The following is a 17172-nucleotide window of genomic DNA, read 5'->3' as shown; positions in this document are numbered from 1 at the left end:
TGCTCCGCCGTTACTTTTTCGAGAAGATCGAGCGCGCCAGGATGTTGAGTCCGAGCACCCCGAGCGTAATCAGGAACACGCCCGCCCATGCGAGCGACTGCCATTCCGCGAACGGGCTCATCGCGAACTTGTAGATCGTGACGGGCAGGTTCGCCATCGGCTGACTCATGTCCCACGAGAAGAACTGGTTCGACAGCGCGGTGAACAGCAGCGGCGCCGTTTCGCCGGCGATCCGCGCGACGGCGAGCAGCACGCCCGTGATGATCCCGCCGACCGACGCGCGCAGCGTGATCTTCAGCACCATGCGCCACTTCGGCGTGCCGAGCGCGAAGGCCGCTTCACGCAGTGCGTTCGGCACGAGCTTCAGCATGTTCTCGGTCGTGCGGATCACGATCGGAATCTGCAGCAGCGCGAGTGCGATCACGCCGGCCCAGCCCGAGAAGCGCCCCGACTTCGCAACGACGATCGCGTACACGAACAGGCCGATCACGATCGACGGCGCGGACAGCAGGATGTCGTTGATGAAGCGGATCGTGCTCGCCAGCAGGTTCTTCTGGCCGTATTCGGCGAGATAGACGCCCGCGAGGATGCCGATCGGCGTGCCGACCAGCGTGCCGAAGCCGCACAGCAGCAGGCTGCCGACGATCGCGTTCGCGAGACCGCCGCCTTCCGTGTTCGGCGCCGGCGTCGATTCGGTGAACAGTTGCAGCGACAGGCCGCCGACGCCGAGGTGCACCGTCGTGTAGAGAATCCACACGAGCCACAGCAGGCCGAATGCCATCGCGGCGAGCGACGCGGTGAGCGCGATCGCGTTGATGGCCTTGCGCTTGCGCTGCAGGCGGTTGCGCATCGCGTCGAGCGCGGCGCCGCTCGGCCCCGGGAAATTCATGATGGGCTCGCTCATTTCTTGCCCTCTCCCTTCTCGAGACGAAGCAGCAGCAGTTTGGAGATGGACAGCACGATGAACGTGATCACGAACAGGATCAGGCCCAGTTCCATCAGCGCGGACGTATGCAGGCCCGGTTGCGCTTCCGCGAATTCGTTCGCCAGCGCCGACGTGATGCTGTTGCCCGGTGCGAACAGCGACACGCTGTCGAGCAGGTTCGTGTTGCCGATCACGAAGGTCACGGCCATCGTCTCGCCGAGCGCGCGGCCGAGGCCGAGCATCACGCCGCCGATCACGCCCGTCTTCGTGTAGGGCAGCACGACCTTCCACATCACTTCCCAGGTCGTGCAGCCGATGCCGTACGCCGATTCCTTCAGCAGCACGGGCGTGACTTCGAACACGTCACGCATCACCGATGCGATGTACGGGATGATCATGATCGCGAGGATCACGCCGGCCGCGAGGATGCCGATCCCGATCGGTGCGCCGGACGTCAGCGGGCCAATGACCCACACGTCCTTGAACAGGCGGCCGATCGGCTTCTGGAAGTACTCCGCGAAGATCGGGGCAAACACGAGCAGGCCCCACATGCCGTACACGATCGACGGAATCGCGGCGAGCAGCTCGATTGCGATGCCGAGCGGGCGGCGCAGCCACACGGGCGACAGCTCGGTGAGGAACAGCGCGATGCCAAAGCTGACCGGCACGGCGATGACGAGCGCGATGACCGACGTCACGATCGTGCCGTAGATCGGCACGAGCGCGCCGTAGATGTCCGAGTTGGGATCCCACTCGGATTGCCACAGGAAGCCGAGGCCGAACTTCTGGATGGTCGGCAGCGACGCGATGATCAGGGAAACGATGATCCCGCCGAGCAGCAGCAGGGTCACGATGGCGGCAAGCCGTGCAAGACCGCCGAATACGACATCCCCGAGGCGGCTCGGCGCGCGTTGCTGCGCAACGTCGGCGGACCGTGAGGACGTATAGGAAATATCAGACATGGGTGCCTGCTTTTGATTGCCGGGCGCCGTAACGCCCGGCTTTACCGCACGCACTGCCCGACCGGCACGGCCGGGCAGCGAACCGCTGCAATGCTTACTCCGCGGCGACCGGCTTGCCCGAAGCGTCCGTCACCTTGATCTTCCACTGCTTGCGGATTTCCGCTTCGACTGCCGGCGGCAGCGAGATGTAGTCGAGGCTGTCAGCAGCCTTCTCGCCGTTCTTGAACGCCCAGCTGAAGAACTTCAGCGTTTCCACGCCCTGCTCCGGCTTGTCCTGCTTCGCGTGCAGCAGCACGAACGTCGCGCCGACGACCGGCCATGCTTCCTTGCCCGGCTGGTTCGTCAGGATCTGGTAGAACGACTTCGACCAGTTCGCGCCGGCCGCAGCGGCCTTGAACGTTTCCGTCTTCGGCTCGACCACCGTGCCCGTCGAGTTCTTCAGGGCCGTGTAGACCATGTTGTTCTTCTTCGCGTACGCCCATTCGACGTAGCCGACCGCGCCCGGCAGGCGCTGCACGAAGGCTGCGACGCCGTCGTTGCCCTTGCCGCCCGTGCCCGTCGGCCAGTTGACCGTCGTGCCTTCGCCGACCTTCGACTTCCACTCGTCGTTGACCTTCGACAGGTAGTTCGTCCAGATGAAGCTCGTGCCCGAGCCGTCAGCGCGGCGAACCACGGCGATGTCCGTGTCCGGCAGCTTGACCTTCGGGTTCAGCGCGGCGATCGCCGGGTCGTTCCACTTCTTGATCTTGCCGAGGTAGATGTCGCCGAGCACCGGGCCCGACAGCGTCAGCTCACCCGGCTTCACGCCCGGCACGTTGATGACCGGCACCACGCCGCCGACCACCGTCGGGAACTGGAACAGGCCTTCCTTCGCGAGCTCGTCATCCTTCAGCGGAGCGTCCGAACCGGCAAAGTCGACCGTCTTCGCGACGATCTGCTTCAGGCCGCCCGACGAGCCGATACCTTGGTAGTTGACCTTCGCGCCGCCGGTCTGCTGGTAGTCAGCAGCCCATTTCGTATAGATCGGCATCGCGAACGTGCTGCCTGCGCCCGTGATGTCGGCAGCGTGGGCGGCGACGGCGAAAAGCGCGCCAGCCAGGCCGGCAATCGCGGTTTGCATCAATTTCATGAGACCTCCAGTGTGTGAGCGGATGACTACGGCACCGCGAAGGTTAGGGGCTCCTCATGACGGTAATGTGACAATCGATGAAACTGGCGTGACAGTAACATGACTGGTTGAAAGGGAGTATCGGGTGCGGCGCGTGCGGCGCGCGGACGCTGCCGGAACCGCGATGGCGGCAAGAATTGCCTGCCTGGAAGGAACGGGAGACTTCCCGTTTTAAATCGGTGCGAGCGGATCGTAGCGCTGTATCCGCGCCACGGAAAGCCTCGTTTGTGGCTGCACCGTTATCAGGGTCTGACGATTTTCCGACCCGGGATTGCGCTGGCGACGCGCCCTTCCTTATAGGTATCGCAAACCTTTGCGTCTGACGAAATCACGGCGCCCCGAAGGTGCCGTGTGCGGGTTCACCGGAACACCGGCGCGCAGGTGCTTGACCTGACGCGCCGGGCCCAGCGTCAGGTCGTGGCCGCGCGCACAGCGTCGGCGATCGTCTCCGCATGGCGGACCGCGTCGGCGGCCTGCTGTGCTTCGACCATCACGCGCAGCACGGGCTCCGTGCCCGATGCGCGGATCAGCACGCGGCCGCTGCCGGCGAGCGCGGCCTCGGCTGCGTCGATCGCGGCGCGAATCGACGTGCTGCCCTTCCAGTCGGCGCCCGGCTTCATCCGCACGTTGATCAGCTTCTGCGGGAACAGCGTGACGCCGTCGAGCATCTGCGCGAGGGTCTTGCCGCTGCGCTTCAACGCGGCCAGCACGAGCAGCGCCGACACGATGCCGTCGCCGGTCGAGTGGCGGTCGAGCGACAGGATGTGGCCCGAGCCTTCCGCGCCGAGCTGCCAGCCGTGCTCGCGCAACTGCTCGAGCACGTAGCGATCGCCGACCGCCGCGCGGACGAACTTCACGCCCTCGCGCTGCAGCGCGACTTCGACCGCGAGGTTCGTCATCAGCGTGCCGACCGCGCCTTCGACGTTGCCGTCGGTCGCGATCCGGTCCTTCACGAGCACGTAGAGCAGCTCGTCGCCGTTGTACAGGCGACCGGTCGCGTCGACCACTTGCAGGCGGTCCGCATCGCCGTCGAGCGCAATGCCGAGATCGGCGTGGTTCGCACGCACCGCGCGCACCAGCGCGTCCGGCGCGGTCGCACCGACACCGTCGTTGATGTTGAAGCCGTTCGGCGCGACACCGATCGGGATCACGTCCGCGCCGAGTTCGTGGAACACGTGCGGCGCGATCTGGTACGCGGCGCCGTGCGCGCAATCGATCACGAGCTTCAGCCCGCGCAGGTTGAACGCGGCCGGGAACGTGCTCTTGCAGAACTCGATGTAGCGGCCGGCTGCGTCGTCAAGGCGGCGCGCCTTGCCGAGGCCGTCGGACGACGCGCAATCGAGCGGCTTGTCGAGCCACGCTTCGATCGCGGCTTCGGTGTCGTCCGGCAGCTTGTTGCCGTCGGCGGAAAAAAACTTGATCCCGTTGTCGTGATACGGGTTGTGCGATGCGCTGATCACGACGCCCGCCGACAGGCGCAGCGCGCGCGTCAGGTACGCGACGCCCGGCGTCGGCATCGGGCCGGCCAGCATCACGTCGACGCCCGCCGCCGAGAATCCGGCCTCGAGCGCGGCTTCGAGCATGTAGCCCGACACGCGCGTGTCCTTGCCGATCAGCACGGTCGGACGCGAACCTGCCGCGACATCGGCCGAGCCTGCCAGTACCTTGCCGGCCGCATAGCCGAGACGCAACACGAAATCCGGCGTGATGGGTGCCTCGCCCACCGTGCCGCGAATGCCGTCCGTGCCGAAATATCGACGTCCCATGGTGATTCTTCCTCCTTCGTCTTCTGACTTATCGTTGCCGCGCGGCTTCGCGCACGGCATTCCAGATTTTCAGCGCGTCGACCGTCGCCGCGACGTCATGCACGCGCACGATCGCCGCCCCGCGCTCGACCGCGCACACTGCGGCCGCCACGCTCGCCGCGACGCGCTCCATCGGCGGCTTGCCGCCGATCACCGCGCCGAGCATCGACTTGCGCGACATGCCCGCGAGGATCGGATACGCGAGGCCGTCGGGCCGCACGGGTGCCGTGTCGGGCAACGCGGCCAGCAGCGCATAGTTGTCGTCGACAACCGCCTTGCCGAATCCGAAACCGGGATCGACGCAGATCCGCTCCGGCGCAACCCCCGCATCGCGCAACGCCTGCGCGCGCTCGGCGAGAAAATCGCGCACGTCGGTCACGACGTCGCCGTAATCGGGTTCGCCGACCTGCATCGTCTGTGGCTCACCAAGCATGTGCATCGCACACAATCCGCAGTTGCCGTCGCGCACCGCGTCGATCGCGCCCGGCTGGCGGAACCCCCAGATGTCATTGATCAGGTCGGCGCCTGCGGCCAGCGCCGCACGCATCACGGCCGGCTTGTAGGTATCGATCGACAGCGGCACGTTCAGCGGCCGCAGCGCTTCGACGAGCGGAATCACGCGCGCGAGCTCCTCGTCGAGCGGCACGGGCGGCGCGCCGGGGCGCGTCGATTCGCCGCCGATATCGAGAAGGTCGACGCCTTCGGCAATCATCCGCTCGGCCTGGCGCAGCGCATCGTCACGCGCGAGGAAGCGGCCGCCATCGGAGAACGAATCAGGCGTGGCGTTGAGAATGCCCATCACGAGCGGGCGTTCGAACGTCAGTTCGAAGCGGCCGCACTGGAGTGGCGCGGGAATGAATGGGGAAACAGCGGAATCGGACACGAGCAACTGGTGTGAATGAATGCAAAACGGGCCGGTGTGAAGCCACACCAGCCCGTGAACGGCGCTAAAGCGCTAGAGCGGGATTATGCCGCCGGCGAAGCAGGCGCCGGCGCGTTGGCAGGCTTCACCTCGGCGCTGCTGCCACCACCCGACGAATCGCCGCCGACAGCCGGCGAGCTCTTCGGGGAGCGCGGCGGACGCCCTTCCATGATGTCGTTGATCTGATCGGCATCGATCGTCTCCCACTCCATCAGCGCGGCGGTCATCGCTTCGACCTTGTCGCGATTCTCTTCGAGCAGGCGGCGCGCAAGGCCGTACTGTTCGTCGAGCACGCGGCGGATTTCCGAATCGACCTTCTGCTGCGTCGCTTCCGAGATCGTGCGCGTAAAGCCGCGGCCGAACGGCGATGCATCGTTCTCGTCGTCGACGTAGACCATCGGCCCGAGCGCGTCGGTCATGCCGAAACGGGCCACCATCGCACGTGCCGTCTGCGTTGCCTTGTTGAAGTCGTCCGATGCACCGGTGCTGACGAGGTTCATGAACAGCTCTTCCGCCACCCGGCCACCGAACAGGATCGCAAGGCGGTCCATCAGGTAGTCCTTCGAGTACGTTTCGTTGTCATGCTCCGGCAGCTGCCACGTGACACCCAGTGCGCGACCGCGCGGGATGATCGTGACCTTGTGCACCGGGTCGGCCTTCGGCAGCAGCTTCGCGATCACCGCGTGGCCCGACTCGTGATAAGCGGTCGCACGCTTCGCTTCTTCGCGAATCACGGCCGACTTGCGCTCCGGACCCATGAAGATCTTGTCCTTCGCGTCTTCGAAATCCTGCATCTCGACGATGCGCTTGCCGCGACGTGCGGCGAACAGCGCCGCCTCGTTCACGAGGTTCGCGAGATCGGCGCCCGAGAAGCCCGGCGTGCCGCGTGCGATGACTGCCGCATCGACGTCGTTCGCGATCGGTACCTTGCGCAGGTGCACGCGCATGATCTGTTCGCGGCCGCGGATGTCCGGCAGGCCGACGTAGACCTGGCGGTCGAAACGGCCCGGACGCAGCAGCGCCTTGTCGAGCACGTCCGAACGGTTGGTTGCGGCGATCACGATCACGCCCGAGTTCGCCTCGAAGCCGTCCATCTCGACGAGCATCTGGTTCAGCGTCTGTTCGCGTTCGTCGTTGCCGCCGCCCATGCCGGCGCCGCGATGACGGCCGACCGCGTCGATTTCGTCGATGAACACGATACACGGTGCGTGCTTCTTCGCCTGCTCGAACATGTCGCGCACACGAGCCGCGCCGACACCGACGAACATTTCGACGAAGTCCGAACCGGAGATGCTGAAGAACGGCACCTTCGCTTCACCCGCGATCGCGCGGGCCAGCAGCGTCTTGCCGGTACCCGGGGGGCCGACGAGCAGCACGCCGCGCGGAATGCGACCGCCCAGCTTCTGGAATTTCTGCGGATCGCGCAGGAAGTCGACGAGCTCGGACACTTCTTCCTTCGCTTCGTCGCAGCCCGCGACGTCGGAGAAGTTGACCGCGTTGTTGTTCTCGTCGATCAGCCGCGCGCGCGATTTCCCGAACGAGAATGCGCCGCCTTTGCCGCCCCCCTGCATCTGCCTCATCATGTAGAACCAGAACACGATGATCAGGATCGTCGGCCCGAGGTAGTACAGCGCGGACATCAGCGCATTCGGCTCGTCGTCGGCCTTGCCACTGACCTGCACGCCGTACTTCATCAGATCGCCAACCATCCAGATGTCGCCGGGCGACACGATCTGGTATTTCTGGCCATCAGCCGGAGTGACGGTGAGGTTGCGCCCCTGAACGATGACGTTCTTGACCTTGCCGTTCTTGGCGTCGTCCATGAACTGCGAATAGGACACGCCTTCCTGGACGCGGGGCTTGTCGAACTGCTTGAACACCGTAAACAGCACCAGTGCGATCACCAGCCACACCGCTGCCTTCGAAAACATATTGTTGTTCAAAGCACCACTCCTTCACTCGTAGACGAGCGCCTACATTTTCCTTGCGGCGCCCCTCGGTCATTCTAATCCAGTCCGACCACCCTCGCCATAAGCATTGACAACCGTCGCGATAGCGCTTCGCTTGTCTGGCAAGGGCCGGAGCCCGTTTGCGGCACCTCGTTGCGCATCAGCGCGGACGTTTCAGATGCCGACCCAAAATGAACGTTTCAGACGATTTGTCGCGGGACGCCTTCGGCTTGCGCGGCGCGACGGTCTTAAACTGCTGTTTGAATTTCTCGACGATCTGGCTGTAGCCGCTGCCGTGAAAGCATTTCACGAGCAGCGCACCGTCCGGCTTCAGATGATTCTGCGCGAATTCGAGCGCCAGATCGCAGAGATGCTCGATGCGCGCCGCGTCTGCCGAGGCCACGCCAGAGAGGTTGGGGGCCATGTCGGAAATAACAAGGTCGACCTCGCGCCCTTCGAGCACTTCTTCGAGCTGGTGAAGGACTTCGTCCTCGCGGAAGTCGCCCTGCAGGAAGTGGACGTCGGCGATCGGCTCCATCGGCAGGATGTCGAGCGCCACGATCGTGCCGTCGATACCGCCTTCGCGCTCCGCGTCACGCTTCTTGCCCTGCGCGAGCTTGTTGCGGGCATACTGGCTCCAGCTGCCCGGCGTCGCGCCGAGGTCGACGATCACCTGGCCCGGACGGATCAGCTTGTCCTGCTCGTCGATTTCCTTCAGCTTGTACGCGGCGCGCGCGCGATAGCCCTCCCGCTGCGCCATTTTGACGTAGGGATCGTTGATGTGGTCGTGCAGCCAGTGCTGGTTGAAGCGGTTTTTTGCCATTCGAGAGAGAGATTGCTGCCCATTGCTTCGTGAAGCCGCGCTTTTAGCGGATAATACGCGTCTTCTTCGCGCGGCTGCGGCCCCTTTTCAGGCCCAAGCCGCGATTTTACGTGGTTTCGGCGCACGGCTGACGCGGTAACTTCCCGCGATCGCTATTCAGTCAGCGCGCCCTTATTTAGATTTCGACATTTCCATGCCCGCCCTTTCGCTTTCTCCCGCCGAGCGCTCCGCGCTGCGCTCCCAGGCCCATGCGCTCAAGCCCGTCGTGCTGATCGGGGCCGAAGGGCTGACCGACGCCGTGCTGAAGGAAATCAAGGTGCACCTCGACGCGCACCAGCTGATCAAGATCCGCGTGTTCGGCGACGAGCGCGACGAGCGCATCGCGATCTACGACGAGATCTGCGACCGCCTGAGCGCGGCGCCGATCCAGCACATCGGCAAGCTGCTGGTGATCTGGAAGCCCGAAGCCGCCGCAGCGGCCCCGTCCCGCGGCCGTCGTGCCGGCACCGTGCCCAGCGCGGCCGAAGCCGTCGACGACAAGAAAGGCCGTGCTCCGCGCACCGTCAAGGTCGTCAAGGTGTCGCCGAACGCGAGCCCCGTACGTCGCCCGCGGCCGGTCAAGGTCACGGTGCGCGGCAACGAACGCGTGACGGCCGGCGGTAACGTGAAGCGCGCCAAGAAGCGCCAGGCCAGCACGAAGCGTCCGTTCCAGGACAAGTAAGCATCGTGGCGGCACGGCTACGCCGTACCGCCGCCCTGCCCGCGGGCCCGGCATCGACCGGGCCTGCGCAGCATTCGCGTCAGGCGTCGCGCGCCGGCAGACGCCAGATCAGCATCAGCCCCAGCACGCTCTCGACGAGGTAGAACACGCTCGAGACGCCGTGCAGCATCCCGAAGCGGCTCGCGTAAGGCGAGTTCGCGATATCGGTGCCCGCGTCCATCGCGGCCATCCGCAGCGCATTCATGAACGGCTGCAGCGCGAAATACCCGACCAGCACGCACACGACCATCGCGGCGACGATCCAGCGCACGCGGCGATAATCGCTGCTGCCGCGCCGCACCTGCTGGTTCGACAACGCGAGCAGCAGCACGCCGCACACGACTCCGAGGATCGCCTCGATACGGAACAGCTTGGCGGCGACCGAACCGGCCGTCATCCGCTCCAGCGTCTTGAACAGCACGGGCGCGACCGCATACCCGATCGTCAGCAGGCTGCCGACCCACACGGCCGACAGCAGACGGAACACGCGATGCGGCATCACGTCGCCCCGCTTCAGATGTAGCTGACCGAGATGATTTCGTACTCGCGCACGCCGCTCGGCGCCTGCACGGCCGCGACGTCGCCTTCGGACTTGCCGATCAGTGCGCGCGCGATCGGCGAGCTGACCGAGATCAGGCCGTGGTCGATATCGGCTTCGTCGTCACCGACGATCTGGTACCTGACGGTGTCGCCCGACTCGAGATCCTCGAGTTCGACGGTCGATGCGAAAACCACGCGGCCTTCGGCATCGAGCACGGTGGGATCGATGACCTGCGCGGCCGACAGCTTCGATTCGAGTTCCGCGATACGACCCTCGATGAAGCCCTGCTTTTCCTTCGCGGCATCGTATTCGGCGTTTTCGGACAGGTCGCCCTGTGCGCGGGCCTCCGCGATCGCGTTGATCACGGCCGGCCGCTCGACGGACTTGAGGCGCTGCAATTCATCGCGCAGGAGTTCCGCGCCACGCTTTGTCAACGGAATGGTGCTCATAAACGGCTCAATCGCTAAAAACGGCTATAAAAAAAATCACCGCGATTAAGCGCGCTTCCGATGCACTGGAAACACCGCCTAATCGCGGCACGTGTTGCTTCGACAGGTAACTGACTGCTTAGTTTAGGCGAGCGTGAAGACCTTGTAAATCATAGACTTCCAGATCCTTCAGGTAGCGCAAGCCTTCCACCGCCGCGCGCGCGCCCGACATCGTCGTGTAGTACGTGACCTTGTGCGCCTGCGCGCTCATGCGGATCGAACGCGAATCGGCGATCGCCTGGCGCGTCTCGTCGACCGTCGTGAACACGAGGGCGATTTCGCCGTTCTTGATCATGTCGACGATGTGCGGACGGCCGTCCTTCACCTTGTTCACGACCTTCACCGGCACGCCGGCCGCTTCGATCGCGGCGGCCGTGCCCTTGGTCGCAACGATCGGGTAGCCGAGGTCGTGCAGCATGCGCGCGACTTCGACGGCCTTGGGTTTATCCGCGTCCATCACGGTCAGCAGCACCGTGCCCGACTCCGGCAGGCGCGAACCGGCCGCGAGCTGCGACTTGAACAGCGCTTCGCCGAACGTCTGGCCGACACCCATCACTTCGCCGGTCGAACGCATTTCAGGCCCGAGGACCGGATCGACGGTCGGGAACTTGACGAACGGGAACACCGCTTCCTTCACGCTGAAGTACGGCGGCTCGACTTCCTTCGTCACGCCCTGCTGCGCGAGCTTCTGGCCGACCATCGCACGCGCCGCGATCTTCGCGAGCGGCAGGCTGGTCGCCTTCGACACGTACGGCACCGTGCGCGAGGCGCGCGGGTTCACTTCCAGCACGTAGATGATGTCCTGCTTCGAACCGTCCGCCTGCGGCACCTGCTGGATCGCGAACTGCACGTTCATCAGGCCGACCACGTTCAGCGCCTTCGCCATCGCGCCCGTCTGGCGCTTCAGCTCGGCCACGGTTTCCTTCGACAGCGAGTACGGCGGCAGCGAGCATGCCGAGTCGCCCGAGTGGACGCCCGCCTGTTCGATGTGCTCCATCACGCCGCCGATGAACACGGCTTCGCCGTCGCAGATGCAGTCGACGTCGCACTCGATCGCGTCGTTCAGGAAGCGGTCGAGCAGCACCGGCGAATCGTTCGACACCTTCACGGCCTCGCGCATGTAGCGCTCGAGGTCGCGCGGCTCGTGGACGATTTCCATCGCGCGGCCACCCAGCACGTACGACGGGCGCACGACCAGCGGGTAGCCGATTTCGGCCGCCAGCGCGAGCGCTTCGTCTTCGGCACGCGCGGTGCGGTTCGGCGGCTGGCGCAGGCCGAGGTCCTGCAGCAGCTTCTGGAAGCGCTCGCGGTCTTCGGCCGCGTCGATCATGTCCGGCGACGTGCCGACGATCGGCACACCGTGCGCCTCGAGGTCGAGCGCGAGCTTCAGCGGCGTCTGGCCGCCGTACTGGACGATCACGCCGACCGGCTTTTCCTTGTCGACGATCTCGAGCACGTCTTCCAGCGTCAGCGGCTCGAAGTACAGGCGGTCGGACGTGTCATAGTCGGTCGACACCGTTTCCGGGTTGCAGTTGACCATGATCGTTTCGTAACCGTCCTCGCGCATCGCGAGGGCCGCGTGCACGCAGCAGTAGTCGAACTCGATACCCTGGCCGATCCGGTTCGGGCCGCCGCCCAGCACCATGATCTTCTTGTTGGTGGTCGGCTGCGCCTCGCACTCTTCCTCGTAGGTCGAGTACATGTACGCGGTTTTCGTCGCGAACTCGGCCGCGCAGGTGTCGACGCGCTTGTAGACCGGGCGCACGTTGAGTTCGACGCGGCGCTTGCGGACGTCTTCCGGGCTCGCGCCGAGCAGCTTCGCGAGGCGGCGGTCGGAGAAGCCGCTCTGCTTCAGGTAGCGCAGCTCGTCGAACGTGAGCGACGCGAGCGTGCGGCCGCCGAGCGCCTTTTCCTTCAGGATGATCTGCTCGATCTGCTCGAGGAACCACGGGTCGATCGCGGTTTCCGCGTAGATTTCCTGGGCCGTCATGCCGATCCGGAACGCGTCGCCGACGTACCAGATGCGGTCCGGGCCCGGCTCGTGGATCTCGATCGCGATCTCGTCGCGGTCGGTCGACTTCTCGTCGAGACCGTCGACGCCCACTTCGAGGCCGCGCAGCGCCTTCTGGAACGATTCCTGGAACGTGCGGCCGATCGCCATCACTTCACCGACCGACTTCATCTGCGTCGTCAGGCGCGAATCGGCTTCGCGGAATTTCTCGAATGCGAAGCGCGGGATCTTCGTGACGACGTAGTCGATCGTCGGCTCGAACGACGCCGGCGTCTGGCCGCCGGTGATTTCGTTCTTCAGCTCGTCGAGCGTGTAGCCGACCGCCAGCTTCGCCGCGACCTTCGCAATCGGGAAGCCCGTTGCCTTCGATGCGAGCGCCGACGAACGCGACACGCGCGGGTTCATTTCGATGACGACCATGCGGCCGTCCTTCGGGTTGATCGAGAACTGCACGTTCGAGCCGCCCGTGTCGACGCCGATCTCGCGCAGCACCGCGAGCGACGCGTTACGCAGGATCTGGTATTCCTTGTCGGTGAGCGTCTGCGCCGGCGCGACCGTGATCGAGTCGCCGGTGTGCACGCCCATCGGGTCGAGGTTCTCGATCGAACAGACGATGATGCAGTTGTCGGCGCGGTCGCGCACGACTTCCATCTCGTATTCCTTCCAGCCGAGCAGCGATTCTTCGATCAGCAGCTCGCGCGTGGGCGAGAGATCCAGGCCGCGCTTGCAGATCTCTTCGAACTCTTCGCGGTTGTAGGCGATGCCGCCGCCCGAGCCGCCGAGCGTGAACGACGGACGGATCACGACCGGGTAGCCGCTGCCGCCGGTGAGCGCCATGATCTCGGCGTGCACCTGGGTCGCTTCTTCCATCGAGTGCGCGATGCCCGACTTCGCGGAACCGAGACCGATCTTGGTCATCGCTTCCTTGAACTTCTGGCGGTCTTCGGCCTTGTCGATCGCTTCCGGCGACGCGCCGATCAGCTCGACGCCGAACTTCTCGAGCACGCCGTGGTGGTGCAGGTCGAGCGCGCAGTTCAGCGCGGTCTGGCCGCCCATCGTCGGCAGGATCGCGTCCGGGCGCTCCTTCTCGATGATGCGCGCGACGACTTCCCACGTGATCGGCTCGATGTAGGTCACGTCGGCCGTGTTCGGGTCGGTCATGATCGTCGCCGGGTTGCTGTTGACGAGAACGACCTTGTAGCCCTCCTCACGCAACGCCTTGCAAGCCTGCGCGCCCGAATAGTCGAACTCGCACGCCTGGCCGATGATGATCGGGCCGGCGCCGATGATGAGGATGCTTTTGATGTCTGTGCGTTTTGGCATGGCTTGTGAATTCAATAAGTAATCGTTGTCGTGGGTCGGCCGGCTGCGCTCAGCTCATCGTGGCGAGCGCGAGCTTCACCGAGAATCCGATGAACAGGCCGCCCACGCTGCTCGCCGCGCCTGCTGCAAGCTTGCGGCGGCGGCGGAAGTGCTCGGCAAGCCGCGCACCCGCGAAGATCAGCGTGCTCAGGTACAGGAAGCTCGCGCATTGCGCGATCGCCCCGAGCACGACGAACGACAGCGCGGGATGCGGGAATGCCGGGTCGACGAACTGGATGAAGAACGAGATGAAGAACAGGATCGCCTTCGGATTCAGCAGGCTCACGATCAGCGCCTTGCGGAACGGCCGTTCGCCGTCCACCGCGGGCGCTGCCTCGACCGGCTCGTCGCCGCGCGCGCGCAGCTTCTGCCACGCGCTGCGCAGCATGCCGGTGCCGATGTAGAGCAGATACGCGGCGCCGCCGTACTTGACGACGGAGAACAGCAGCGGGTTCGCCTTCAGCAGCGACGCAACACCGGCGGCGGACAGCACCATCAGCACCGTGTCGCCGACGAACACGCCGCACGCCGCGCGATAGCCGGCCTTCACGCCGCGCTGCGCCGCGAGCGACAGCACGTACATCGAGTTCGGCCCCGGCAGCAGGATGATGAAGATCACGCCGAACACGTAGGTCCAGATATCCGTGATGCCGAGTGCGTGGCCGAACATGATGCGAATCTCCCGTTCTTCGGTTGCGTCGTTGACGTCAGGCGTTGCGCCGCTTCGCCGCGTCCATCAGCGCGGTGAAACGGTCGAACAGGTAGCCGATGTCGTGCGGGCCGGGCGACGCTTCCGGGTGGCCCTGGAAGCAGAATGCCGGCTTGTCGGTCAGCTCGAAGCCCTGCAGCGTGCCGTCGAACAGCGACACGTGCGTCACGCGCGCGTTGGCCGGCAGCGAATCCGCATCGACCGCGAAGCCGTGGTTCTGCGACGTGATCACCACGCGACCGTCGCCGAGATCCTTCACCGGGTGGTTCGCGCCGTGGTGGCCCGTCTTCATCTTCAGCGTCTTCGCGCCGACCGCGAGGCCCATGATCTGGTGACCCAGGCAGATGCCGAAGGTCGGCACGCCGCGCTCGATGAACTGCTTCGTGGCCGCGATCGCGTAGTCGCACGGTTCCGGATCGCCGGGGCCGTTCGACAGGAACACGCCGTCCGGATTCAGCGCGAGCGCATCTTCCGCGCTCGCCTGCGCCGGCAGCACCGTCACGTGGCAGCCGCGCTCCGCGAGCATGCGCAGGATGTTGTACTTGACGCCGAAATCGTACGCGACGACGCGGTACTTCGGCGCTTCCTGCATGCCGTAGCCGCCTTCGAGGCGCCATTCGGTCTGCTTCCACTCGAACGGCTTCGTGGTCGACACGACCTTCGCGAGATCCATGCCGGCGAGACCCGGGAACGAGCGCGCGAGCTCGATTGCCTTCGCTTCGTCGTCCGAGCCCGTCAGGATGCAGCCGTTCTGCGCGCCCTTGTCGCGCAGGATGCGGGTCAGCTTGCGGGTGTCGATGCCGGCGATCGCGACGACGCCTTCGTCGCGCAGGTAGTCGCCGAGCGTGCGGTCCATGCGGAAGTTCGACGCGAGCGAGGGCAGATCACGGATGATCAGGCCGGCGGCATGGACTTTCGTGGCTTCGACGTCTTCGGCGTTGACGCCGACGTTGCCGATATGCGGATAGGTGAGCGTGACGATCTGGCGCGAGTAGCTCGGGTCAGTCAGGATTTCCTGATAGCCGGTGATCGCGGTATTGAACACGACTTCGCCGATCGTGTGGCCTTCGGCCCCGATCGAATAACCACGAAAGACCGTGCCGTCGGCGAGTGCAAGCAAGGCGGGAGTAAAAGACGGCAACACGGGAGGCTCCTTGGGGAACACCCTGCTGCCGACCTGCTTACCCTGCCGCGCAAGCGCCGCGCTGCGTGGGCGCGCGCGGTCGCTTGCTGGACGCGGCCTGCGTTGTCGAGACGCGAACCCGGCGCGTGGCGCACGAGGCTTCGCGGCATCGCCCGGCAGGCGGCGTGCGGCGGATGAACGGGATGAATGAGGTAGGCGCTAGGGTGCGAGGTTGATCAGCACAAACTTTCAAATTATAGCCTGAAAATGGCCCTATCTTCAATTGATATGGCCGTCCGATCGTCCGCGCGCCGCGTCCGGCACCGCGCTGCGGCCCCGTTTACGCGGCCGCCCTACCCGCCAGCGTACCGCCGGATCAGTGCGCTTGACCAGTGCCGCGCGCGGGCCAGACGTACCAGACCGCGCTCGCGAGCTGCAGCGCGAGCAGCACGCCCCAGGCGGTGAAGTGCGCGGCGGCCGGATAGCGGCCGTCGACCGCCGGCCAGTGCGACAGCACCGCGCCGACACCGATCTGGAACGCAAAGATCAGCAGGAAGATCACGAGCGTGAGCGTCGTGTTCGCGCGGCCGATCAGGTGAGCGGGAAAATGCCCGGCCATCACCGCGTAGGTCAGGATGCCGACGCCGCCGAACATCCCGTAGGCGGCCCACAGCACGGCCGGCGGCACCGGCACGCGCGCGACGATCGCGGCCTGCGTTGCGACGAACAGCGCCATGCCGACGCCGCAGAATGCGTACACCGATACGCCGCGCCGCTCGAGCACGCGCGCCGCGGCGCCGAAGCCGACACAGCCGGCCATCATCGCGAAGCCGAGCACCGATACGAGGCGCGCGGCATGCGGCGCATCGAACCCCGCGACATCGCGCAGGTACGGCCCGACCCACAGCGACTGCATCGCATAGAACACGCCCTGCGTGACGACGGAGAACGACGAGATCTTCCAGAACGCACGGCTGCTCAGGATGTGCCACGTCCCCTTGAACTGGCTGACGAGCCCACCCTGGTGGCGCACCTGCTTCGCTTCCGGTGCGCCCAGCCCGATCGACGCGGCGACGATCACCGTCAGCACCGCGAGGCCGAAACAGATCGCGCGCCAGCTCGTCCAGCCGAGCAGCCAGGTCAGCGGCGAGCCGACCATCACGCCGCCGAGGCCGCCCACGGCCATCACGAGGCCGTTGACGAGCGGCAGCCGGCCAACCGGGAAATGCTGCGCGAGCGCCTTGAACGCTGCACCGAGACACACCGAGACGCCAACACCGATCAGCAGCCGGCCGACCATCATCGTGCCGAGGGTGTGCGCGGTGCCGAACACGGCCGCCCCGGCGGCCGCGAACAGCAGCATGCCGGCCGTCACGCGGCGCGGGCCGAAGTGGTCGAGCATCACGCCGGCGGGGATCTGCGCGCCCGCGAAGCCGAGGAAATAGAGGCTGGTGAGCAGGCCGAGATCGGCGGCCGACAACCCGAGCTCGTGCGTGACGAACGGCGCGAAGCCGAGATTGACGCCGCGAAACACATACGACACGAAATACCCGACCGAAAACAGCGCGAGCACCCTCACCTGCACCGACGACATCACTTCCCCTTGTCATATGAAGACATTCGA

Annotated in this window: 14 protein-coding genes; 1 reads left to right on the top strand and 13 read right to left on the bottom strand. The window is 65.6% G+C overall.

Features of this window, described 5'->3' with window-relative positions:
- Positions 1 to 10: 10 nt before the first annotated feature.
- The 7 genes from pstA to LXE91_RS11510 all read right to left on the bottom strand — a co-directional run bounded on the left by pstA (position 11) and on the right by LXE91_RS11510 (position 8554).
- Positions 11 to 904, bottom strand: a complete 894-nt coding sequence (gene pstA, locus LXE91_RS11540) for a phosphate ABC transporter permease PstA (RefSeq protein WP_039347656.1) — start codon at positions 902 to 904, stop codon at positions 11 to 13.
- Positions 901 to 1887, bottom strand: a complete 987-nt coding sequence (pstC, locus tag LXE91_RS11535; RefSeq protein WP_039347659.1) for a phosphate ABC transporter permease PstC — start codon at positions 1885 to 1887, stop codon at positions 901 to 903. Before pstC ends, pstA begins: the two co-directional genes overlap by 4 nt.
- Before the next feature lie 94 nt (positions 1888 to 1981).
- Positions 1982 to 3016, bottom strand: coding sequence for a phosphate ABC transporter substrate-binding protein PstS (gene pstS, locus LXE91_RS11530; RefSeq protein WP_039347662.1), 1035 nt, complete (start codon positions 3014 to 3016; stop codon positions 1982 to 1984).
- A gap of 449 nt (positions 3017 to 3465) precedes the next feature.
- Entirely contained in the window at positions 3466 to 4821 is a 1356-nt protein-coding gene (gene glmM, locus LXE91_RS11525) for a phosphoglucosamine mutase (RefSeq protein WP_039347665.1), read from the bottom strand.
- A 28-nt stretch (positions 4822 to 4849) separates the two neighbouring features.
- Complete coding sequence (gene folP, locus LXE91_RS11520) at positions 4850 to 5743, bottom strand: dihydropteroate synthase (protein WP_039347892.1); 894 nt, start codon at positions 5741 to 5743, stop codon at positions 4850 to 4852.
- A gap of 83 nt (positions 5744 to 5826) precedes the next feature.
- Positions 5827 to 7725, bottom strand: coding sequence for an ATP-dependent zinc metalloprotease FtsH (gene ftsH / locus LXE91_RS11515; RefSeq protein ID WP_039347669.1), 1899 nt, complete (start codon positions 7723 to 7725; stop codon positions 5827 to 5829).
- 166 nt (positions 7726 to 7891) lie between these two features.
- On the bottom strand, positions 7892 to 8554 hold the full coding sequence (locus LXE91_RS11510) for an RlmE family RNA methyltransferase (RefSeq protein ID WP_039347671.1): 663 nt from the start codon (positions 8552 to 8554) through the stop codon (positions 7892 to 7894).
- 193 nt (positions 8555 to 8747) lie between these two features.
- On the opposite strand from LXE91_RS11510, the gene LXE91_RS11505 reads away from it, so the two are divergent.
- Positions 8748 to 9275, top strand: a complete 528-nt coding sequence (locus LXE91_RS11505) for a YhbY family RNA-binding protein (protein ID WP_039347674.1) — start codon at positions 8748 to 8750, stop codon at positions 9273 to 9275.
- Between the two features lie 79 nt (positions 9276 to 9354).
- On the opposite strand, the gene LXE91_RS11500 is transcribed toward LXE91_RS11505, so the two are convergent.
- The 6 genes from LXE91_RS11500 to LXE91_RS11475 form a co-directional block, all read right to left on the bottom strand.
- Positions 9355 to 9813: a DUF4149 domain-containing protein gene (locus tag LXE91_RS11500; RefSeq protein WP_039347677.1), complete on the bottom strand. Its 459-nt coding sequence runs from the start codon at positions 9811 to 9813 to the stop codon at positions 9355 to 9357.
- Between the two features lie 14 nt (positions 9814 to 9827).
- The gene (greA, locus tag LXE91_RS11495; protein WP_039347681.1) at positions 9828 to 10304 is read right to left on the bottom strand and encodes a transcription elongation factor GreA; all 477 of its coding nucleotides are present in this window, start codon (positions 10302 to 10304) and stop codon (positions 9828 to 9830) included.
- 118 nt (positions 10305 to 10422) lie between these two features.
- On the bottom strand, positions 10423 to 13677 hold the full coding sequence (gene carB, locus LXE91_RS11490; protein WP_039347683.1) for a carbamoyl-phosphate synthase large subunit: 3255 nt from the start codon (positions 13675 to 13677) through the stop codon (positions 10423 to 10425).
- A gap of 49 nt (positions 13678 to 13726) precedes the next feature.
- Positions 13727 to 14386, bottom strand: coding sequence for a leucine efflux protein LeuE (gene leuE / locus LXE91_RS11485; protein ID WP_039347686.1), 660 nt, complete (start codon positions 14384 to 14386; stop codon positions 13727 to 13729).
- 37 nt (positions 14387 to 14423) lie between these two features.
- Positions 14424 to 15569: a glutamine-hydrolyzing carbamoyl-phosphate synthase small subunit gene (gene carA, locus LXE91_RS11480; RefSeq protein ID WP_039347690.1), complete on the bottom strand. Its 1146-nt coding sequence runs from the start codon at positions 15567 to 15569 to the stop codon at positions 14424 to 14426.
- A 355-nt stretch (positions 15570 to 15924) separates the two neighbouring features.
- Positions 15925 to 17142 carry an MFS transporter gene (locus LXE91_RS11475; RefSeq protein ID WP_039347692.1) on the bottom strand — a complete coding sequence of 406 codons (1218 nt, stop codon included), beginning with the start codon at positions 17140 to 17142 and terminating at the stop codon, positions 15925 to 15927.
- Between the last annotated feature and the right edge of the window lie 30 nt (positions 17143 to 17172).

The sequence above is a fragment of the Burkholderia contaminans genome, assembly GCF_029633825.1.
GTDB lineage: Bacteria > Pseudomonadota > Gammaproteobacteria > Burkholderiales > Burkholderiaceae > Burkholderia > Burkholderia contaminans.
This window is presented reverse-complemented; position numbering and strand designations above follow the sequence as displayed.

Coding starts and splice junctions, on each gene's coding strand:
- LXE91_RS11510 (WP_039347671.1), bottom strand. CDS start 8,554: ATGGCAAAAAACCGCTTCAACCAGCACTGGCTGCACGACCACATCAAC.
- pstC (WP_039347659.1), bottom strand. CDS start 1,887: ATGTCTGATATTTCCTATACGTCCTCACGGTCCGCCGACGTTGCGCAG.
- pstS (WP_039347662.1), bottom strand. CDS start 3,016: ATGAAATTGATGCAAACCGCGATTGCCGGCCTGGCTGGCGCGCTTTTC.
- leuE (WP_039347686.1), bottom strand. CDS start 14,386: ATGTTCGGCCACGCACTCGGCATCACGGATATCTGGACCTACGTGTTC.
- LXE91_RS11505 (WP_039347674.1), top strand. CDS start 8,748: ATGCCCGCCCTTTCGCTTTCTCCCGCCGAGCGCTCCGCGCTGCGCTCC.
- LXE91_RS11475 (WP_039347692.1), bottom strand. CDS start 17,142: ATGTCGTCGGTGCAGGTGAGGGTGCTCGCGCTGTTTTCGGTCGGGTAT.
- carB (WP_039347683.1), bottom strand. CDS start 13,677: ATGCCAAAACGCACAGACATCAAAAGCATCCTCATCATCGGCGCCGGC.
- greA (WP_039347681.1), bottom strand. CDS start 10,304: ATGAGCACCATTCCGTTGACAAAGCGTGGCGCGGAACTCCTGCGCGAT.
- pstA (WP_039347656.1), bottom strand. CDS start 904: ATGAGCGAGCCCATCATGAATTTCCCGGGGCCGAGCGGCGCCGCGCTC.
- glmM (WP_039347665.1), bottom strand. CDS start 4,821: ATGGGACGTCGATATTTCGGCACGGACGGCATTCGCGGCACGGTGGGC.
- LXE91_RS11500 (WP_039347677.1), bottom strand. CDS start 9,813: ATGCCGCATCGCGTGTTCCGTCTGCTGTCGGCCGTGTGGGTCGGCAGC.